This is a genomic window from Bacillus chungangensis, from assembly GCF_030812995.1.
Lineage (GTDB): Bacteria > Bacillota > Bacilli > Bacillales > Bacillaceae_C > Bacillus_CF > Bacillus_CF chungangensis.
Window position 1 is genome coordinate 42,755 of the sequence record NZ_JAUSTT010000003.1, and the last position, 22,420, is coordinate 65,174.

A 22,420-nucleotide genomic window follows, 5' to 3' on the forward strand; every position below is an offset into this window, starting at 1 on the left:
TCTATTTAAACAAATATGATTAGAGTGAATTGAATTTTTTTCCGTATCTCTCGAATACCTTTAATAATTGACAAATATATAATTGTTAAGTAAACTTAACTTAACTATTCATGAATTAGGGGATGATAAATCTGTGCATGATTATTTAATAATGATAGACAAAATCAATCAAAAATTTGAGCAGTTCAAGTTGTTAGTTTTACAAGAAACCAAAGAGGTTGAGGAATTAGAGAACTTTCACTTAACTCCTCAACAAGAAATGATAATGTTTTATATCATTCGTAATAAGCCGGTAATTGCGAAAGATATTGCAAATCATTTTGGTATTTCAAATAGTGCGGTTAGCCAAGTAATTTCAAAGCTTGAAGAAATGAAAATGATATATCGTCAAGAGAATTCAATAAACCGTAGAGAGACCTTTATTTATCTTGGGGATAGGGGTCAAGAGTTTCATCAGCTTCTTAAAAAAATTGACGACATTCTTGTAGAAAAATATTACTCGAAAGTAAGCTTAACAGAGTTAAAAAATGTTCTTGATACATTAAATAAGATTGTCGGAACTTACATAAACAAAGGGAGTTAAGATAATGGGGAAAAATTTGAAACAACTAACCAATCGTATACATTATTTACCGCATGATCCTGAAACAGATCGACCAATACTGTCTGCCATATGTGGGATTCACCAATCTTTAATTGTAGATGCAGGAAATTCTGATGAACATGCTAAGTTATTTCTTGGTGAACTAGATCAATGTCAAATTACTAATTATCATTCTGTAGTATTAACACATTGGCATTGGGATCATAGCTTTGGAACAAATCAGATGAATATGTTAACCATAGCACATGAAAACACAAAAATGCATCTTGAAAAAATGATGGAATATGATTGGTCAGACGAAGCTTTAGATAATCGTGTAGAAAAAGGCTTAGAGAATCAGTTTTGTTCAGAAATGATAAAAAAAGAATTTGGAGTAGACAGAAATATCACCATCACTTTACCTAATATTACTTTTAAAGAAAAATTTGAGATTGATTTAGGTGGTATTCGGTGTGTAGTCAAACATGTAGGTGGAGATCATTCTGATGACTCATCACTCATTTTTGTAGAGGAAGAAAAAGTACTTTTCTTAGGTGACTGCTTGTATCCAAGTATTTACACACAACAACCACAATATAAGATTGATAATGTTAGACATCTCTTAGAAAATATTGAAATGTTTGATGCCGAAATCTATGTGCTTTCGCATGAACCTCCATTATTTAAAGATGATTTTATGGGTTATATAAGGTTATTGAAGTTAATTTGTGATTTAACAGAAAAACATCAAAGAAACCACTTGAGTTTGGTTAATGAGCTATCTACTCAACTAAATCGTAAATTAAGTCAGTTAGAAGAAGAAATTGTTGATTGTTTTATTAACGGATTATCATTTGGTTAAACTAGAGAACCATGAAACACCTAAAAAACGAGCTGAATATCGAAACAAAACATAGAAACAATATTCATTATTTCAATGTCTGAGAAGTGAAATGCTCAGGCGTTTTTTTATTTTTTATAAATCGGATATGTGTGGAAGCAAGATTAATCAACTGTAAAGATATCTTTACTTTAATTTGGAGGATCGATTAATGAGTAGAAAAGGCGAAAAAATGGGGAATTATTTTAACAAAGTGGACGACATTCTTTATAATTACTTGTAATTATGGTGCTGATTTTTCCACACTGACTAAGATAATGGAGGAGGGTTCTTTTTAACCCTCTTTTCACACGATAATCCGATTACTCGATTATTTTAAAATGAAAAAACCGATAGAAAAAATTATTTTCCATCGGTTTTTATTTGAGTTTTTCATTTTTGCTTCTGCACAACGGTCATCTTCACAACCTATTTAATTAGCATTTCTAATGGCAGGAACAAACAAAAACGTATAGACGCTAACAAAGATTACTGGAATAGAGCTAATCCAAATAATGGTTTGAATACTTAATCCAACCGTTATTAAAATACTTGTCAATCCGTATGACAGTGGAGTAAGTCCCATAGCTGCAACCATTAAGAAGCTCATCACTCTTCCTAGCATTTTTGTATCTGTATTTGCTTGAAGCAGTGTCATGAGTGGTGTATTTGTTAATGATATTAATAATCCTATACTTCCGATTAACCCAAGCATTACTGCAAGTGTACTCGTAAAACCAACAAAAAACAAACATATACCAGCACATGTAATCGCAATGAGCGACACTCTTCCTTTATGCTTATTAAGATTGAGAATACTTAAAGTAATCGCGCCTAATATCGTTCCACTAAGAAAAGTAGATTCCAACATGGAAAAGATAATTGTTTTACCGCCAAAAACTTGATCAGCAATAATTGGAATGCCCATCGTCATTGGTCCAGCAATAAAAAAATTAAGCAGGACAGCAAGCATAAACAATGCAACTAAGAACTTAGAGCTTTTTACGTATAAAAATCCTTCCTTCAATGAGGTGAAAAATGGTGCTTCTTTTCCGTTGCCATCCGTTGCCTTCACTTGTTCGTAGCGGATAAAAAAGGTTAAGAAAGCAGCAGTACCGGTTAGTATAATCATAAAAAGAAACGTTTGATAAAAACCGATTTGATGAATCGATAGGCCTGCCAAAAAAGCGCCTGCGATTCCAGCTCCTGAAGCATTTAAGGAGTAGATAGAATTCGCCCTTGTCAGTTGGGATTGGTCTACCAATAGCGGCAGCAGCGAAGTACGTGCTGGAATTTGCAATGCATCAGAAATTCCGAATATAAAAGCAACGATAACAAATACCCATATCGATTCAATCCCTAATCGAAGTGTTGTCATGATACTAAAAACAAGCATTACTTCGATCAGCATACAAAGAAAAATAATACGGGTTTTTTTCACCTTATCAGCAATGACACCGCCAAACACCATAAAGATAATTCTCGGCACGGAGGAAGCGATAAAAATAAAACCTAAACCAGCTTTAAAATGAAGCTGCTGTAAAACAAACCACGATTGCGTAAAAATAAACATTGAGAAACTAATACTAGCAAGGAAAGAAGTGATAATAAGTATGATAAAAGATGTTTGTTTTCTTAGTGGTACTAAAGCTTGATGATTTACTGCAACGGTTGTCGGCATATGATCAATCCTTCTTTCCTCTATTTTGATATGGAAATATTTCATATTGAATAACGTACTCTACTCCGTCTTCCTGCTCGTTAGCTTCGATATTTGCTAGCCATTCTTCTAGCTCATTTATTTTATTCATTAACTCATTTCGCTGTTCAATCGTTAAAACAATCTTCTTAAAATCAACTGCCTTTGGATATATGTCTCCCCCTTTAAATAATGCCGCATCTGCTTTTTCTAAATGTTTCATTAATTCTTTTGCTGGAAGAAGAAAACTTTCCAATTGGACGCTTTCTAGCTGTGTTTCCAGTTCTGGAGTTAAGAGACTTGAACTAACAGAGTAATTTTTTGCAATTGGTCGATAAAATTTTTGCATAATACCATTTTTTTCTTCCTCTCTCTCAATCATAATTAAACCGTTTTTTTCAAGTTCTCGTAGATGGTAATGGACTTTTGGTGCTGACAGACCAAGTTCAGTAGCAATCATTTTTCCTGTTTTCGCCTCATCAAAAATTGCCCAAATGATTTGTACTCTTAATGGATCAGCAATTGCCCTCACTTGTTCCAAATTTTCCAATTCAAATGCCTTTTTCATTTTTATTCTCCTTAACGTTAAAATTTTTTTTAATGTTTAAGAGAATAATAACACGAAGCTTGATAAAGTGCAATATCTTCTATTCATTATTTTTTCATCAAATAAAAATAATCAAAACTCCCCCCGATATTCCTGTTTTTAAACAAAAAAACAGCGGCTTGATTTTTAATCAAAACCGCTGTATGATGACTATCATCCACTGCCAATAATGAGATTTTTTTATGATGCCGCAGTTTTGGCAGCTCTCCTTTTGGTTGATATATAAGATGCTTAACATTATCTATCTTACTTTTTCCGAGATTAGGTACAGTAAAATATCTTTGCCAAATTTGATGGTAATAAGTTTAGTCTATTACAGCCGGGGAGTAGTTCACTAATCACCTATTGATTCAAATGCGATAGTGTTACTTCTCCTAGATCGCCTAGCCTCCATATTGCAATCTTGTTATATCCCGCTCGCTGTGAAGCGTCGATCCATTGAGACAAGGTGACATGATCGGCATACCAAACCGTATGTTTCGTCTCAGTATTATCCATATAATGAAAATAGATGCTGCCACTAGCGGCATCTCGGTTGGGAGCATCTAAGCTCAACTGCGACAACATTGCTGCCTGCCTTTCTGTCACTGCGTCAATTTTTCCCCCTTCCGTCCAGTCAAATCCTCCAGTTGAAAAGGCAATAAAATTGTCTCCAGGCACTAGATCCATTCTATGAGCTAATTCAACAATAAACGCATAATCGGCTTTCGGACCAGGATCACTATGGCTGCCATAAAGATTGTAAGCCATCATCACATAGACAGGTCCTTCTGGCAATGCAAGTTCCTCGATCGGAGTTCGGGGTTCCAGTACAATTCGAAGTGATTTTCCTAACGAATGAAGCCGTTGATACAATTCTCCATAAAACTTACATACATTGTTCCAATCGCCGTCGTTGATTTTCTCATAATCAATCTCCACTCCGTCAAAATCATACTTGGCAACCACATCCAATATATTATTTATATGCTTGTTTCGGCTTTCGTCAGTGGCCAAGAGTCTTGTAATCAATGCTGGATCTTTCTGAACCGCTGATCCGTCCTCGCCTATGCGGTCATTCACAACGGTTAAATCTACATGGACCTGACTGCTTTCTTTAGATGCGGCAATCATTTGGGGCATTGCCTCACGACTTGCGTCTGTCAAATAAAGATTATCTGTACTATCAAAATAAGCTGCAAACGCCTGCAAACTTGAAAGGCCTTCCGTTATTTTCTTAAAATCATCCATACCCGATTCCCACTGCCAGTCTACAATCCATGCTGATAACTCTACATTGTGTTCACCTTGTTCTTCCTTCTTTCCCTTGTCGAGATTATTCCATTTCTTCGCACCCCAAAAAAATAGTATGAAAAGGATTGTCATTGTCACAGCTATTGCAGCATGTTTACTCGTCACATTCACTTTTTAACACCTGCACTAATCTCCTTTAATTTGATTTAAAAAGCATCGATCGCCCAATCTATGGAAGCACTAATTACTTTTTCGATTTTGTTGACTAGTCCTTGAAATCCGGTCAATTTATTGCTGAATATCACGACATCAGTTTCATTTTCTTTTCCTAAAGATACAACTTCAACATCGTCGAATACACCATCGTATATATCGTCTTTTTTATTCTGTTTACTATACGATGATTCAAGTGCAATTCCCCCGCCGTTTGCATGATAGATAGTACGATTTTCGAGAATGGGTTCCTTATCTATCTTAATATTCAATTTATCGTCTTCTACCAATATTTCAATGTCCCGAGTATGTTGAATATTGAACGGATACTCCTCTTTGTTCGATTTTACGTCAGCTGCCGTTTGCTCCTTCGTATAGACGGTAGCCTTGTTAAAAGACAAATCTTCCGAATCCCATTGAATATCATTCAATTTTTTCATAAATATTTGCTCAACAGCTTGCCCTGGCTGTTTCTGATCAACAATTAGCTCGTTATCCTCAATTGTCATTCGAACAAACGAATGATTCTCTCGATCATAGCGAATATATATCGACTGTTTGCCAACAACATTCCCTGCTGCCTTTGCTGTTAACTTTATATCACCTAGGCCATCGCTATCTTTCAAATATAGCCTTCCAGCTCTAGCAGGAGGGGAAGTCAATACAATTCGATTATCTATGAACTGTGCTGCGCCGTTCATTTGCTTCCACTTATCGGCACGATGCTCATCTCCTTGTACGAATTGCATTTTTTGCCGAGTATCTTTCTGAAGCTTCATTAATAAGTGATTCGTATACCAATAAGGTTCAGGCTGAATTCTTGTCAGATCATACAGATCCTCTACACTAGAGTTGAAAGCCTTGCCTTCTCGGTTAAAATGCATCTCAAAAAGCTTCTGAATGTTTTTTGTATTTACATCCGAGACTAATGTATTCATTCCTTCATGAAGGGTATTCGCATGCATAATCATATAGACTTTCGGTACAAATCCCAAGCTCTCTGAATAAATATCCTTCATCGCCTCGTAGTCGCTATCAATACGGGCTTCCATCTCAGCGCTGTCTTCCGCTGGAATCATATTTTCGTCACGAATAAAATCCATCAAATAATGATTATAGTATTCGATATTCTTTTTATCAGGCAGTTTGTTTTCGTCCCTTACTCCAATATAACGGCCTTCTTTATCAAAGATATTAATATACGCAAGCCGATAGCCGTTGCTCCCCAACTCCCAATAACCGTTTTTCATCATCTTCAACATATCTTTAGGCTGGAGAAATTTATAGTCTTTATTCCCCATCTTGTTAGCATAAGAAAGAAAGGTTGCTTTAAAATTGTATTTCTCAAGAAGTGGTTGAGCAAATAAACTAGAGTCGTTGCGGCCATCCTCAAAAGATAGAAAGAGTGCTTTCTCTGGCAATGCCTTCCCTTTCTGATAAAAATCGAGAATATCTTGCTGTGAGATCGTTATATATCCCTGGTTATACAACGCCTTAAGCTGTTGATCCAGCTGCTTCTTATCTATCAATTTTGGGGTGCCTGATCGATCCACGCCAAAATAAGACAATGCGATAAAGCCTTTCTTATTTGTCCATCTCGTCTTATCTGGTTCATTGTATTTCTTCATATCGAATATCGTATGAACAAGTAATAAACCGATAACTAGTAAAATAATCACTTGACTGACCGTTTTCACGACTTTCACACGATTTTTTTTGCGATAATCAAGGACAGAACTTTGCTTTCCTTTCATCATCTCTGTGATCCTCACTCTATGAATCATTCTAAAGCTGCAAGTTAGAACGGCAGCCCGATTCTCTTTTTATTTTTTTTCCTTGCTTCTTTTCTACTCCTAGCTTCGATATCTTGAGGTGTTTCCCTTGTTCCCCAAGTCGACTTCCAGAAGGTCACCCAAGCAACAGGCATTTGCCACAAGAGGACAAGTTCATAAAACATACAAAATACCAGTCCAAAAACCCATAACCTACTCTTCCGAAATAACAAATGGGCAAGGCTCATGAGCATTGCCATTAGCAATAGCCCCAGTAAAAAAGTTCCGGGAAAAATACCGTAAACGAGCGGAACATAAACGAGGTTGTACAACACGATGATAGGCGCAGCAATGGGGACAATCAGACCAATATAGAAGAAAAGCGCCATAAAAGGTTCTTTCCGCCAAATAAACATTCCCGCTCTTAGTGATTCCCGCAGCCAGGAACGTTTCCACCGCATTTGCTGCTTTAAAAAAATATTCATATCTGAAGGTACTATTGTCGAACAAATCGCCTTATCCTGATACCCAGTACGATGAGTTCTCAATATAAAATTCGTCATGCTCCGGTCATCTCCAAATGTTGCTGGCTGTCCGAGAAATTTTTGATTCAACCACGCATCGGCATGTTCAATAATTAATTCCTTCCGGTAACATGACAAAGGTCCTGACAAACAAGTTACGCTATCAAAATAAGACTCAGCTGCTTTAATAATACGAAATGCGATGTAATAGCGTACAGTTTGCAATTTAGTAATCATGTTCGTGTATTTGTTCTCAACATCTGTTCGTCCAGCAACCCCGCCCATTTGTGGATCTTGGAATGGCTGCACGAGATGCTTAATTGCTGTAGGCTCTAAGAAGCTATCAGAATCAACAAACACAACCAAATCATGTTTGGCTATCTCTACACCTTTCACCAAAGCTTCCCGTTTGCCGCCATTTACCGGCATCACAATCATTTTCAGCCGCTCCTTGGCTAAATAACGTTCCGCCTCATGGTGAACTTTCGCTATTACTTTTTTCATTTTCTCAACGGATTTGTCCGTTGATTGATCATCAACGACGATAACTTCTAGTTTCTCAATCGGATAATCCTGATTTACACAACTTAATATCGTTCTATGAATCCATTCTTCTTCGTTGAAACAGGGGATGATAATGGATACACCAGGTGTGTAATCAGGATTAATAGGGACATCTCTATAAAGCGCTCCAAATAAATAACGTGTCAGCAAAAATCCTGCCGCAGAGAGACTATATAAATATAAAAAAATATTATATTTAAAATAAATAAAGCTTTCCATGCGCATGAGAATAATGAAAGAAACAGTTATAAACAACAATCCGCTTGCCGTGTAAACGGAATATCCCCATCGCTTCTTTTGAAAATACTCTGTAAGCGGCTGATCAAATTCAAAAGCCATCATTCGCTTTCCTTGTTCATCTTGCTTGCTAACATGTGACCTAACCACAGCAGCATCAATCTTTACCAATGACTCAAAGCCTTCAGGCATCGTGCCAGGAGGAATTTTCCCTCGAATCTTTACCTTATCCCCAACTTTAAAAATTTCCACGCTGCTATCAAACGCAACCAAGATGCCTGTTGAGGAAATATCTACTGCACGGGCTTTTATACTAGCTTTCTTCCTTTCTCCCTGAGCTGCAATCATGACCTCAAAATTAGCCTTATATCTTAAACCAAGCAGCCTCGACCTCTCAGCATCTACATTCCCATTGGCACTTGCTGCATCTTTTGTTCCTCTACGATCCACTGGTGCCCGAAGATTTTCAGGATCTGGCACATTGGATAACACTCGTCTATCTTCTTTTGGAACAGTCAGCACCTCTACTATTTTCTTTTTCTTACTATTCGTCACTGTTGCTGTCTCCAATCATTTTATTACAAGCTCCAGTAATAAAAACCGTTATTTTCAAAATCTAATTTCTTATAAATCCCTTTAATATCTATCATGATTTTTATTTGATCGCTGCCGTACAGCTTTTCAAAATCGAAGACATCCATTTTTGCAAATTGATGATGTGGAACTGCAACAACTACTGCATTTAAGTTTTTCAGCGAGTTCATGGAGGAAAGCTCTATATCATGTTCCTTGTATACCTCTTCTCTATCCGCTAATGGATCTACTACAAGAGGTGTAATTCCATACTCCTTTAACTCATGAATAATATCAGTTACCTTCGTATTTCGAATATCCGAACAATCTTCTTTGTACGTTAAACCTAAAAACCCGATACGAGCATTCTCAAGGTTCTGTTTCTTCCGAACTAATATTTTGATTATTTGCTGAGCAATATATTTTCCCATGCCATCGTTAATATGTCGTCCTGCGAGAATAATTTTGGAACGATACCCTGTATCCTCAGCCTTATAAGTTAAATAATACGGATCGATGCCAATGCAATGTCCGCCTACTAATCCTGGTGAAAAATCTAAAAAATTCCATTTGGTACTTGCCGCCTCCAGCACCGCCTTCGTATTAATCCCCATATTGTTAAATAGCATCGACAATTCGTTCATAAAAGCAATGTTAATATCTCTTTGGGCGTTCTCAATCACTTTAGCCGCTTCTGCAACTTTAATGCTTTCTGCCCTATATACGCCTGCTCCGATAATCATTTCATACAGCTTTGCAATTATCTCAACTGTATCGTCATCAATGCCTGATACAATTTTAACGATATTTTCGAGCCGATGAACCTTGTCTCCCGGATTAATCCGCTCAGGGGAATACCCAACCTTAAAATCTACTCCGCATGTTAATCCCGATTCTGCTTCCAGGATTGGAATACATATTTCCTCTGTGACTCCCGGATAAACTGTCGATTCGTAGACGACAATCGCACCTTTCGATAGCTTCTTGGCAATCATCCTGCTGGCGCTTTGCACATAGCCAAGATCAGGAACATTGCCGCTTTGAATGGGAGTAGGGACTGCGACAATAAAGAAAGGTACACCATTTAGCTTCTCTGCATCGCTCGTAAAATCAACCGAACAGTCTTTAATCATTACATCCCCGATATCCCCCGTCACATCGATGCCATTTTGGTAGTCTTTAATTTTTTGTCTATTAATATCGTAGCCAATGACATCTATTTTGTTCGAGAAAGCTATTGCTATAGGCAAGCCAACATAACCGAGGCCGACGACGGCAATTGGCTTTTGTCTATCGACAATTTCATCATAGATTCCAAATCCCGTATTCATTTTTTCCATCTCCATTTTCTAACTTTTAAGACCAATCATGTCTGACATTTTTACAAAGGAAAAACCTTGTTGCTTTAACCCTTCGATCACAGTCGGCAGCGCCTCAATTGTATTGATGTCATCCAATATATGAAGCAAGATGACGCTCCCGTTTTCTGTTTTCTTCATAACGCCATCTACAATATCAGCCGCACTATTGTTTACATCCCAATCAAGAGTTGTTACATCATACATCGCAATAACTGGATAACCGGCAGCGGCAACCACTTTTCCAGATTGGTCATCAATTTCACCTGTAGGCGGTCTATATAACATCGTCGGCTGTTGCTGAATTGCTTCTGTAATAACTTGATGTGCTTTTACTGTATCTTCCTGCAGTTCCTCCGGTGTTAATGTTGTAATGACTGAATGGCTGTAAGAATGATTGGCTACATCATGCCCGTCCTCAATCATTGCTCTCGCTAAATTTGGGTTGTTCTCTACACCATTTGCTCGGAGGAAAAACGTCGCTTTCACATCATTTTCTTCTAAAATATCCAATATTTTCGTTACCGTCTTGTCTCTTCCCCAATCATCGAAAGTTAAAGCTACTTGCTTTTCGTTTGTATCAGCTTTATTAACGAGCTGGTACGATGCTTCTTTCGTGTCAAGGTTGATCTTTGCGGCATCATATCCTGGAATTTGCTCTAATGGCTTGCGTTCACCACCATTTGACACCAAATCGCTAAGTGGTATAAGCGAATAGCCAATATCAGCAGCAGCTTTGGCAATGTGCTCAATGGAGGGGATGACCTCCGGATTCACATCTGTATTTAAGGAAATAATGCCGCCTCTTGATATATACTTTTCTACATACTCGCCGATAGCCTGAGCGTCCTTCATATCCCAATCCTTTGGGTTAATATTGTAGCTAATAACGGCATCCATGCCGAGTTGTGCCGCCACAAGACGAACGTCGTCATTATAATCGCCCGATTTTGTTCTGACATACCGCGGTGTGACACCTGTTTCTTTCTTAATAACCTCATTTGTCAATTGAATTTCCTTATAAATTTGCTCATAGCTAAGCTTATTTAATTCCAAACGATTCAACGTATTGTTTTCAATCTCATGACCTCTAGACATAATATCTTTGGCAATGTCCGGCTCTTCAGCCACTCTCATTCCCGGAAGAAAGAACGTAGCTTTAATCTGATATGTATCCAATTCATCCAACAAGCGCTTCATCGTTTTTTTGTCGCCCATTCCGTTAAAAGTTAGAGCCAATTCTTTTTTCGCTGTATATACATAAGAAATTGCGCTACTCTTCTCGCCTTTATATCGAACAATTTTTTGCACTGTTTCGTTTGTCCCGCTATCTTTTTCTGCTGAATGATCGTTTCCGCCGAATATCTCGCATCCTGTAAGCAGTGCCATCGTCAATAGCAACGTGATCATTTTAGGAAACAAGTTTGCACTTGCTGCACCTTTCAAGACTGCCATCTTCCTACTCCTTTTAAGAAGTCTTCATGAATGTCTTCTTTTAAAAATTTATTCTAATAACAGTTCATCCTGTCGCTATCATATAAAGATAACAACCCACCTTTCTAGCAATCGAATGTCTGTATTCCTTATAAACGAACTTATCATACCAATATAACCTGAACATTTTCTGGACATTTTCCTTAAAATGTATCGCCTCATGATTATATGTCTATAAACTTAGCTAATCAAGAACTTTTATAAATACGGAATTTTCAAGAAATATAATTCCTCGTTATAGGCACTAACCCTTAAGTCCTCCAAAAAAGTTCAATTAACTTCGGATCTCTGCGTCAGCTCGACTCGTCACATCCTCACGTACTTTTGTACGTTCCGGTGTTCCTCCTCTTCGCTTCCTTGACCTTTCTCGTTACTTGAACTTTTTACGTCTTGGAAAGGTAGGCTTTATTGTCTTACCTTATTCAAATGTCATTTAAATAACACGTAAATTTTATTAGTTAGAGGACAGTATTTAATTAAACCATAAGGTGGAAAAAAACAATAACAAAAATAAGCGTGGATATCTAGTTGATCATATCTACATTATCTCGTTCAAACAGATAGAGATGGGACATGCGGAAAAACATAGGATGTTCATTCATTTATCAGTCCCACGAACGTTTATCAATTATTTAAAAGTATGAAATATAAAAGTTGAATTTAATTGGGAGAGAGATTAGGAAGCAGCTGGCCTATATTACTGCAAAGAACTTTTATACATGAAGGAGGGTTAAATCTTTTTATAATAAATGCACCATGAAGTGAGCGAATAGATGTTATTAAATGGTTCTATGTATTATTTACGCCTAGGCTTAAAAGTAAAGAATTTCGTTAGGTTAAATGTGTTTTTAGGTGATAACATTAACTAAATCTATTAACTTTATTAAAGCTGCACTTTCATATACATTTTTTCGTCTTATGAACACAGTAATTACTTTCGAATCATTTTTTGGCAGTTTATAACAGCTTAAATCATGATGTTTTGGATCATTTTCTACAAGCGATCTCGTTAAAATAGCTGCTCCTAATCCCGCTTGAACACATCCAATAATAGACTCCAATGTACTTAATTCCATTCTCTTCTCAGGATATATACCTTCATCTTGAAGCCACTGTTCCAATCTTTTTTGATGAATACAATTTGGTCTGGCAAGCAATGTTCGCTTATTCATGTCTTTTAAAGAACGAATTGGCGGTTGCTTATTATGAGCAATGATTACTAATTCATCTTCAAATACAGCAATTTCTAATAGATCAGGATGGTTAACAGGACCAACAACGAATGCACCATCTAATTTATGATGAAGTACTAAGTGAATGAGATCTTTTGTTGTTCCAACATGTAAAGACAAATCAACTTTTGGAAATGAATTGGTATAAGCAGCCAATATATGTGGCAGTTTAACTAAAGCATTTGTTTCATTAGCACCGATATTTAATGGCCCAAGAGGAACTTCTGAATCCCTTATTGTTTTTTTTGCTTCATTCATTAAATGTAAAATTTTATCAGTATATTGTAAAAAAATCTTTCCTTTTGGGGTTAATCTTACTCCTCGGGCATGTCTATAAATTAAATCACTTCCTAATTCTGATTCTAACTTTTTTATTCTAGAAGTTACATTAGATTGAACATAATGAAGTTTTTTAGCTGTTTTTGTTATATTTAACTCCGTTGCAAGCGTTTTAAAAATGATTAAATCCTTTATATCCATTTTAACAACTCCCAGGTATCAATAATTTTGATGGAATAAATCTTATTTAATCATTTTATTTCGAATTATTCAAATGTTATCATCGAATTAGAAAAAACTAACTATTTTTGATTTCACTACAACAATAAAAGAGAGAGGATGATTAAATGGATAGTAATCACAAATACTATTCCATTACATCAAGATTATTAGAAGAAGAATTGTTAAATAATGAAATCAATCAAATTATATGGGAGTTTGCTTTAGAAAATCTAACAACTAATACAGCAAATATCGATCTGCTAGAAAATAAAAGCACAGAATTAATTGGAGAATGGTTAAAATGGAAAAAAATTTATGATCAAACAGAAAAAGTCGAAGACAAGTTCATATTAATAAATAAAATACTATCATTCTTTAATAAAATTATTAATCTATCTAGTAAAAAGGATGATTACTCATTTATTTTTTCTTGGATATCACGTGAAAGAAAAAAAAGTAAACTTCTAGCTTTGAATAAACAAGTATCAGTACTCGATGAAATCGAAACCTTCTTTTATCAGTTAAACAATTACAATTGTATTATATAGTTCAGGAGGAAAAATGATGCTATTTCAACCTAATAATGAAGAACTAAAATGGGTAGTTAAAGTGCGACAATTTTTAGAAGAAAATAATTTAGAAGAAGAATTAAAGAGTGAGTCAGAAAGATTGCCTTGGCATATTAGAAAAAAAGCTGGGGAAGCAAATCTAATAGGATTAGATATAGAAAAAAAATATGGTGGAGATGAAGTATCTGATTTAACTATGGGATTAATATATGAAGAATTAGGAAGGCATGGATTGAATGCAAGGGAAGTTGTAGGGGCAGGACATGGCAGACTAATTGGAAAATTCGGTAGTGAAAATCAAAAAAAGAAATATCTACCTGATTTACTAAAAGGTGACTTGTTAATTGGAGCAGCGCTGACGGAACCATCAGGAGGTTCTGATGTAATGTCCTTTCAAACTACCGCTGTTAAGGATGGAGATGATTATGTTATCACAGGAACTAAAGAACTAATTAATAGAGTGAATGAAGCTGATGTATTTATTGTTTTTGCAAACACTAATCCAAATTCTAGAAGTGATAAACTTAGCGCATTTATTGTTGAAATGAATAATCCAAATATAAGAAAATATGAATTTCAAACTTTAGGTTTAAAAGGATTTTCTTATGGTGGACTTGAATTCCAAGAAGTCAGGGTACCTGTAGAAAATCGCTTGGGTAAAGAAGGAGAAGGCTTTTCTATTATTAATAGACATTTTAATTTTTTGCGAAATTTAGTGGCACTCATTTCAATTGGCAGTGCTCAAAAGGCATTGGAACAAGCAATTAAATTCGCAAAAACACGCCAATCATTTGGAGGACCAATTGGACGTTTTCACTCCATAATGCACAAAATTTCTGAAGGAGAAACTTTATTAGAAGCTTCCCGATTGTTAGCATATAAATCATTATCATTATTAGATGAAGGAAAAGATAATTCTAAGGAAGCTTATATGGCTAAATGGTTTGGTACTACTTCAGCATATCAAGTGATTGATAGTGCATTGCAAATTCATGGTGCAAGAGGTTATCTGAAAGATTACGGACTTGAACAAAGACTTCGAGATGTAAGAGCTTTTTTAATCGCAGATGGTACTACTGAAGTTATGAAATCAGCAATAGGTAGAGAAATTTTAGGTAAAGACATTTATAACGCATCTTATGGAAGAAAAAAAGACTTAGGAGTAAATGTATAATGTTTTACTCAACTGACCTATCAGATGTGGTAGTAGCTCAAACAAAGTTATGCTTTATTGACAAGGATAAAGGAATTTTAAAATATAGAGGGTATCATGTAGAAGATCTAGCAAAGATGTGTCATTTTGAAGAAGTAGTTTATCTTTTGTTTTATGGTAAAAAACCAGATAATGATCAATTAATGAAGTTGAAAGAAAAAATGGCCTTTTATCGTTCTATTCCTTACTCCATAAAAAAGATAATTGATAACATTCCTAGAGAAGTTAGTATCTTAGAAGTATTAAGAACAGCTGTATCAGCACTAGGTAGCAAAGATCTGAAATTTTTAGCTCCCTTTGAACAGGTACTATATATTTGTACAAAAATACCTACAGTAATAGCTTACCGTTTTAATTTGATAAATGATAGAGAAATGATAGAACCAAGATCTGATTTAAGTCATGTAGAAAATTATCTATATATGTTATTTCACGAAGTTCCTGACAAAAATCATGTAAGAGCACTTGAATCATACTTAATTTTAACATTAGAACATGGGCTGAACCCCTCTACATTTGCAGCTAGAATTGTTTCTTCTACACATTCAGATATGGTTTCCAGCGTTTGCGCAGCTTTTGGAGCATTAAAAGGTCCGCTTCATGGAGGAGCCTTGGGTGAAATTATTAATATGATAAAAAAGATTGAAAAAGAAAAGGATGTATATAATTGGCTGGAAGAAAAGATAAAGAATAAAGAAAAATTAGCAGGATTTGGACATAGAATTTATAAATCAAGGGATCCTAGGGTCATTCCATTAAAAAATTTATCTTATGAGCTTTCAAACGAAAACAGTTTTTTGAACTTGGCAATGATGATTGAAGAACAAGCATCACTTATTTTTAAAATTTACAAGCCAGATAAAAATATTCCAATTAATATGGAATATTTTGCAGCGATTCTTCTTCACTTTATAGGGTTTTCTAATGAATTATTCATACCAACTTTTTCTGTAAGTCGGTCAATTGGATGGTGTCTTCATTCGATAGAAGCTTTTAAGGGTCCACTAATTTATCCACAATCAGAATTTCGACAGGAATTAACATGAACAAAGATATTATTGAGCATTTGTCCTTCAAAGTGAAGACTGGATAAATGCTCTCTTTATTTGAACAAAGGAGATCAAAATGAATATTACCCATATTTTACTTGTTTTAATAACAGGGTTTGTTGCAGGAATAATCAATACAATAGCAGCAGGAGGCTCCCTATTAACTTTGCCATTATTAATTTTTTTAGGATTGCCTGCAGCTGTAGCCAACGGTACAAATAGGGTAGCTATTATTGCCCAAAGTATCTCAGCAACCATATATTTTTATAGGAAAGGGCATTTGGAAAAAGGAATCGGACTAATATTAGGAATTCCTGCATGTCTAGGTGCTCTTATTGGAGCAAATATCGCGATATCTATATCTGACCATATTTTTAATTATATTCTTGCTGTAATGATGCTCGTTACAGTCATTTTTATTTCTATAAAACCCAAACATTACCATGCAGATAGGAATATCTTTGAATTTTCATTGCTTAAAAAAATATTAGGAAGTTTTCTTTTTTTTATAATAGGGTTGTATGGAGGCTTTATACAAGTTGGTGCGGGCTTTTTTATCATTAGCTCTCTGACGATATTATTTGGTTTTTCTTTGACCAAGTCGAATAGTGTTAAAGTATTTGTTGGAGGAATCTATATATTTGTGTCTCTTTTCGTTTTCATTATAAACAATCAAGTTAACTGGTCTCTAGGAATGACATTAGCTATCGGCAATGCGACAGGAGCTTGGGTCGGAAGTCGTTTAGCCATTTGGAAAGGAGATAAATTGATAAAGATTTTTCTTATTGTTACTGTAGTAATCATGGCCGCTCAACTTTTTGGGATCAACATCTTTTAAGAAAATTTTTAGATAAATTTTGGAAACACTTACGAACCGTTCTGGAATGTTGTTCTCTAGCTATGGTTCGTAAGTGTTTTTTATTTTTTGTTTCAGTCGCACATTGTTTCTTCATTGTAGATCGTTTCAAGTTTTTCTTGAATAGCTTTTTCAATCTTGCCTGCATATTCCTCAAAAACATCTTTGTCATAAGCGTATGGAGATAATACACAAGCACGTAGTATTGTGACTTTACCTTCACGATCCCATTCTTCTTTGCTAAATCCTAGGCTTTGAACATATGGCAATGGGCTGTTTCCATAGTCTGGAATCGCAAAATCAGTATGTGAAGTAATGAACTCATTGCAGTATAATCCACCTTTAACATAAGAAGCTTGTTCATAAAAATCATGGTTTAATTTATTCATTTTTCCTAAGTCAGTGTTTCCTTCTTCATTAAATACATAATCGACCATATTGAAGTCAGGCTTTGTTAGTGGATAAACATTGATCGTTTTATCGCCGACTTTAAATTGCTTTTCTTGCAAGAAGTGATAGAAACGGTAAGCTCCTTCAATACTTGCTCCGATTAATTTACCATAGCCTGTTACGTTTAATGGCAATACTTTATGTGCTGTCCAAACTGCTGCTGCAGTGGCGCCTGCTTTAGATCCTTCAAGCATATATGCACCTAGTAAAGCTGGTATGTCTGCACCTTTTTCAAATACATAAGTTGCAAAATAAGAGATAACGTCACGCATTCTAATGTCTTTAACGACAATACCACCAGCAGAATATGGGATGTAACCCATTTTATGTGGATCAATTGTAATGGTCTCTACTTCACTCATCGCTTTGAAAGAATGATAAATATCTTCTGTGAGCCATTCGTTTTTCTCAGTGAAAATATTCCATTTCTCATATACTTCCTCAATTTTATCGTAATCGATGAATTCATTGTTTTCATCTAAGAAGATAGCACGAGCATATCCACCATAAGCTGCATCTACATGAATGTAGAAGTAAATGCCTTCTTTAGCTAATTTTTCTCGTAGTGCTACCATTTTGTCGATACGGTCTACTTGACCTTCTTCAGTCGTCCCAATAACGCCAACCACACCAAGAACTGGAATGTTTTGCGCAGCCAATTCGCGAATTTTAGCTTCTAGCTTATCAATATCCATGCGGTAATGCTCGTCCACATCGATCGCTTCTACATTGTCAAGGCCTACACCGATAATATCGGCAGCTTTTAACCAAGAATAGTGTTTTGTTTGTGGGATTAACCATTTCCCTAATTCTTGAAGATGCTTACCGCTGCGTGCAGAGTGCGCTTTCACTTCATCAATTTTTTCAGGAATTTGATCTAATATGTCTAGAATTTCTTCTGTAGACATATTTAACAATTCCCATTCCGTTTTGCCTTCTACAAATTCAGGAGCTACTTCTTTAATCGCTAAAGGAAGAGACTTCATGTTTCGTGCATACCAAAGACCTTCAAAGTTGGCAATAGAACCATCTGCACAAATATGTCCCCAGCTTTCGCCTTTTTTATAGCCCATAAGCGCGGCAAATTCATGTCCAACCTCTTCTTCCATTTCTGAAGTGCCTGGTGAAGATTCATAAGCTACGTTATTACCGTTCCATAACATTGCAGCTGTATAAGCAATGATAGAAGGCATTAATGTTTCAGAGTTCATATGTCCCCAGAAACGGCCTGCTGTATGCCATGGGAGTGATTTTGCACGAAGTTTGGAAGATAACACATTAAATACACTACGTACATGATCAGCAGTATCATGGAAACTTTTTGAGCTTTTATCTTGCGGAGTAATAACTGGTAAATCTTGCGGCTGATAGTTTTGACGCCATCCCACATGTTCATCGATCATTTTTAATAATAATTCTTTAAATAAATCAACGTTTTCACCTTTACTTCCTAAAAATAAAGCTTTTAAATTTCTTTCTTGAAGTTCATTACTTATTTCTTTTTGCTCCATTAGCAGGTTCACCTTTCTTCCACTCTGGTTTTTTACATTTGTTAATAATGAGAGCGATACCAATCATCACGATTGTAGCCGCCACTTGAAAGATAATATAGCCAGTGTATTGACTTGGGTCTAAAATGTTTGGTGGTATCAGACTGACAATAAGTGTAATTACCACGCTAATCAAAGATAGCATCGAAACAAACCACATTAATCCATTTCCTCTATTACCTAATCTAAATGGCCTCTTAATTTCTGGCATTTTATATCGTAAGCGAATAGCTGAAATAGCAATTAAAGCATAAACAATACTATATAAAATAGTTGTTGTAATGGTCATAATTAAGAAGGCACTGTTCACATCTGGAACAACTACGTACAAGAAAGATACTAAAGAAATAACAATCGCTTGAATCAAAACAAATGTGATTGGAATGTTTTTTTCAGTTCTTTTTTGGAAGAATCTAGGCAAGTTTCCTTCATCAGCAACTTTGATCATCGCTTTACTTGGTCCAAGCACCCATGCACTTAGTTGTACTAACACCCCTATTAAAATCATTAAGGAAATGATATTAACGAAGATAGACGGAATACCTAAGTCTGCACAGAAAATCATGTATGGTTGTGTAATATTGGCTAGTTCTAAATTCCCTAACGGCACTGCGTTAGAAACAGATAACCCAGCCACGATATTAAATATTACCAATAAAATAACAGAAGCGATGACAGCAATTGGATAGTTGCGTTTAGGATTTTCAATATTGTTCGCATGCACGGATGAAATTTCTACCCCTGCGAAAATAAAGATAATTCCTGATAAATAAGTTAAACTGCCTAAGTCTTTAAAATTAGGAACTAGGTCGCTTGGTTTAAAATCTCCTAAGTAGCTATTTGGTTGAATGCCATTCTTGATCATATAGATGACACCTAGAATGACGAGAATAACGAATGGAATATAAACACCAATAACTGCTCCCCAATTACCGGCTACTTTAACCATGTCAAATTTAATATTTAGTATTGTGACACTCCAATAGGAGATTAAAATAACCGCAAAAATAAAGTAATTGTTGGAAGATAGTCCTGGTTGATTAATGACGTAACCAAATAGAACACCAACTGTTGAAGCAACCATTACCATACCAAAGAACATTTGAACCCATAATAACCATGAGGTAACAAATCCCCATTTTTGACCTAATGCACTTCTTACCCAAACTTGAGGTCCACCTTCTTCAGGCCATCCGGTAGAAAGTTCAGCTGACATTAATGCGATAGGCAGGGCAAATAGAACCGCGGCAATTAACATGTAGAAAATTTGAGTCCACCCTGTAATAGCAAGTGTTGGCACACTACGTACAGTACCAAAGAACGCCATCGTAATACCGATCAACCCAAAAAGTGTTAAACTTTTTGTTTTAGCCATAGATATATCCTTCTTCCCTTAGATGATCAATTTCTAAATACTGTTTCCCTCATTCTTGGCATAAGCTAAAAAGTTCGTATTTATTGTTACAAAAAATGAACTTTTATGTTGGAATAGTATTTACATCTTAAGGTTCTCTACGTAACGAATCTTATACATAAAAATATCATTGAATATATAGATATTACTTCCAGGTGATTTAAAAATAGTATTAACTTGGTTAGTAAAGAGTTTATTTAGTAAAGAGTAAAGAGTAAAGAATAATGAATAGGAAGAAAAAAGGAACATGATGGTGGTTGTTTATTTTAGGAGACACAAACAAAGTGGAATTTCCTTTCAACTTTATTGTCAGTTAAAAGAATGTTTATTTATGACAAATCTAGAAAGAACTTTAACCCTTCAAGCTAAATATCTATAATCCCATGTGATTTCTTTGAGGGGAATCGGTAATACTTCGTTCTTTATAAAGTTACATACATGAATCGCTAGTATGCTTCACTATATTTTCAATAAATGGTAAAAATTAAAAAATAAATTATTTTCGTAAGATTAAGAATTATAATTTTATAAAAAGTACATAGATAATAATATATAATAATTTTATATAGAGAAACTGATATTACGAAACTTAAACTTAACTGCAAGTAGTATAGGTTGTATTTTTTAGTGATTTAATATTAATCTCATTTTTTTATAAAATCTTAGAAGACGAAATGTTTGAATAAAAGTAGCATAAATTATCATAAACGACCTATGCATTGTAGATTATATATTTTTATATAATTTTTAGAATAATCAGTAATAAATCAATGTCAAGGAGGCACGGTATTTCAAAGCACCAGCTTGATTTGAAGTGAAATTAATAACCATGTCTAGCGAAGCCAAGTTTTAATAAGCTGGCATCCTGCTAGGAAGTCATACTCTACAGAGGCACCGTGTCAAGCAACATGGCCTTACCGTGTATCACCAAAAAAAACTAAAATAAGATACTGTGAAAACAAGTGAACTAGCTAGTTAACGTTAAAAATGTCTGTTTAATTACTATATAATAGAGGGTTGCTTTCATCAAACCTTACACCTGGGTGCCATTCTAACATACTTTCAAAGGCACAATTTGCAATTGAATCATCAGTACGTAAATTATCCATGTCAAGATAAAAGGATGTATTGGAGGGAAATTGATCTACTTCATCTTTTAATAGTCTGCTGTACCCTATTAATCTTCTTGATTCAATAATGGTATTATTTTTAGCAAGTCTTTTCCTTTCCGATACGTCAAAGATTGCTGACAACCCTTGTTCCATTTTCATCACAATAGAGTGATCATCATCTTTAGAGTGAATTACTTTCACTTTTACATATAGGTTATCTTTGGCACCTAATGCTTTACTCCATAAGGCTACCCAGTTATCATATTTTATATAATATCTACCCTGAAAATAACTTTTTATAGTTGGAAGTAGGATATGTATTCTAGGATGATACCTGTCATCCAATTTTAATATATCTAGCATCCGAAAATAACCTAATGTAGCTTGCTTTACACTCTTATACTTAAACAAACGATTAAATCCTATTAACATATTATCTAATACTTGGTTAATATTATCTTCAGCCACATTTTCTAAACCTAAATCTAATAATAGCCAATTAACTGGTTTGTTTTCATTAATTTTAGTTATGATATAGTGATTACTATATGCCAATTCTAATGATCTTTTCCAAGAAGTAAGCATCATTTAACCTCGCTTTCATCCATGATTCGATTATTTATAACAAAAAATTTTATTTAAATTGCTTTTAACTTTCTAAATATCCTTCAATTTTTTGCTCTTTAAAGGGTTCTTTGTTTGTCATTATTGATACAATATAGGCATTTAAGTATGCT

Annotated in this window: 17 protein-coding genes; 6 read left to right on the plus strand and 11 right to left on the minus strand. The window is 35.1% G+C overall.

Annotated features, from left to right (window positions below):
• Positions 1-133: 133 nt before the first annotated feature.
• Together J2S08_RS03360 and J2S08_RS03365 are read left to right on the plus strand one after the other, a co-directional pair.
• Positions 134-583, plus strand: coding sequence for a MarR family winged helix-turn-helix transcriptional regulator (locus tag J2S08_RS03360; RefSeq protein WP_307226671.1), 450 nt, complete (start codon positions 134-136; stop codon positions 581-583).
• A gap of 4 nt (positions 584-587) precedes the next feature.
• On the plus strand, positions 588-1,445 hold the full coding sequence (locus J2S08_RS03365) for an MBL fold metallo-hydrolase (protein ID WP_307226673.1): 858 nt from the start codon (positions 588-590) through the stop codon (positions 1,443-1,445).
• Positions 1,446-1,896: 451 nt separating this feature from the next.
• On the opposite strand, the gene J2S08_RS03370 is transcribed toward J2S08_RS03365, so the two are convergent.
• From J2S08_RS03370 to J2S08_RS03405, 8 genes are all read right to left on the minus strand, one after another.
• Positions 1,897-3,144, minus strand: coding sequence for an MFS transporter (locus J2S08_RS03370; RefSeq protein WP_307226675.1), 1,248 nt, complete (start codon positions 3,142-3,144; stop codon positions 1,897-1,899).
• Positions 3,145-3,148: 4 nt separating this feature from the next.
• Positions 3,149-3,730 (minus strand): ArsR/SmtB family transcription factor, encoded by a 582-nt coding sequence (locus J2S08_RS03375; protein WP_307226677.1) that lies wholly within the window; start codon positions 3,728-3,730, stop codon positions 3,149-3,151.
• 381 nt (positions 3,731-4,111) lie between these two features.
• A complete protein-coding gene (locus J2S08_RS03380) occupies positions 4,112-5,173 on the minus strand; it encodes a glycosyl hydrolase family 18 protein (RefSeq protein WP_307226679.1) in 1,062 nt (353 codons plus the stop codon).
• Between the two features lie 35 nt (positions 5,174-5,208).
• Positions 5,209-6,972, minus strand: coding sequence for a polysaccharide deacetylase family protein (locus tag J2S08_RS03385; RefSeq protein ID WP_307226680.1), 1,764 nt, complete (start codon positions 6,970-6,972; stop codon positions 5,209-5,211).
• Between the two features lie 41 nt (positions 6,973-7,013).
• A complete protein-coding gene (locus J2S08_RS03390) occupies positions 7,014-8,867 on the minus strand; it encodes a glycosyltransferase family 2 protein (protein WP_307226682.1) in 1,854 nt (617 codons plus the stop codon).
• Between the two features lie 23 nt (positions 8,868-8,890).
• Positions 8,891-10,216 (minus strand): nucleotide sugar dehydrogenase, encoded by a 1,326-nt coding sequence (locus J2S08_RS03395; protein ID WP_307226684.1) that lies wholly within the window; start codon positions 10,214-10,216, stop codon positions 8,891-8,893.
• A gap of 18 nt (positions 10,217-10,234) precedes the next feature.
• Positions 10,235-11,698 (minus strand): polysaccharide deacetylase family protein, encoded by a 1,464-nt coding sequence (locus J2S08_RS03400; protein ID WP_307226685.1) that lies wholly within the window; start codon positions 11,696-11,698, stop codon positions 10,235-10,237.
• Between the two features lie 887 nt (positions 11,699-12,585).
• On the minus strand, positions 12,586-13,449 hold the full coding sequence (locus tag J2S08_RS03405; RefSeq protein WP_307226686.1) for a LysR family transcriptional regulator: 864 nt from the start codon (positions 13,447-13,449) through the stop codon (positions 12,586-12,588).
• Positions 13,450-13,595: 146 nt separating this feature from the next.
• Between J2S08_RS03405 and J2S08_RS03410 the strand changes: the two genes are divergently transcribed.
• From J2S08_RS03410 to J2S08_RS03425, 4 genes are all read left to right on the plus strand, one after another.
• Entirely contained in the window at positions 13,596-14,018 is a 423-nt protein-coding gene (locus J2S08_RS03410; protein WP_307226688.1) for a hypothetical protein, read from the plus strand.
• A gap of 16 nt (positions 14,019-14,034) precedes the next feature.
• Positions 14,035-15,213, plus strand: a complete 1,179-nt coding sequence (locus J2S08_RS03415; protein WP_307226690.1) for an acyl-CoA dehydrogenase family protein — start codon at positions 14,035-14,037, stop codon at positions 15,211-15,213.
• On the plus strand, positions 15,213-16,298 hold the full coding sequence (locus J2S08_RS03420) for a citrate/2-methylcitrate synthase (RefSeq protein ID WP_307226692.1): 1,086 nt from the start codon (positions 15,213-15,215) through the stop codon (positions 16,296-16,298). Before J2S08_RS03415 ends, J2S08_RS03420 begins: the two co-directional genes overlap by 1 nt.
• A gap of 79 nt (positions 16,299-16,377) precedes the next feature.
• Positions 16,378-17,139, plus strand: a complete 762-nt coding sequence (locus tag J2S08_RS03425; protein ID WP_307226693.1) for a sulfite exporter TauE/SafE family protein — start codon at positions 16,378-16,380, stop codon at positions 17,137-17,139.
• Positions 17,140-17,231: 92 nt separating this feature from the next.
• Here the strand turns inward: J2S08_RS03425 and tdc are convergent, their stop codons facing one another.
• The 3 genes from tdc to J2S08_RS03440 all read right to left on the minus strand — a co-directional run bounded on the left by tdc (position 17,232) and on the right by J2S08_RS03440 (position 22,268).
• Entirely contained in the window at positions 17,232-19,118 is a 1,887-nt protein-coding gene (gene tdc, locus J2S08_RS03430; RefSeq protein ID WP_307226694.1) for a tyrosine decarboxylase, read from the minus strand.
• Positions 19,096-20,532, minus strand: coding sequence for a tyrosine-tyramine antiporter (gene tyrP, locus J2S08_RS03435; RefSeq protein ID WP_307226696.1), 1,437 nt, complete (start codon positions 20,530-20,532; stop codon positions 19,096-19,098). The genes tdc and tyrP overlap by 23 nt, the downstream gene beginning before the upstream one ends.
• Positions 20,533-21,566: 1,034 nt before the next feature.
• The gene (locus J2S08_RS03440) at positions 21,567-22,268 is read right to left on the minus strand and encodes a protein rep (protein WP_307226697.1); all 702 of its coding nucleotides are present in this window, start codon (positions 22,266-22,268) and stop codon (positions 21,567-21,569) included.
• Positions 22,269-22,420: the final 152 nt, after the last annotated feature.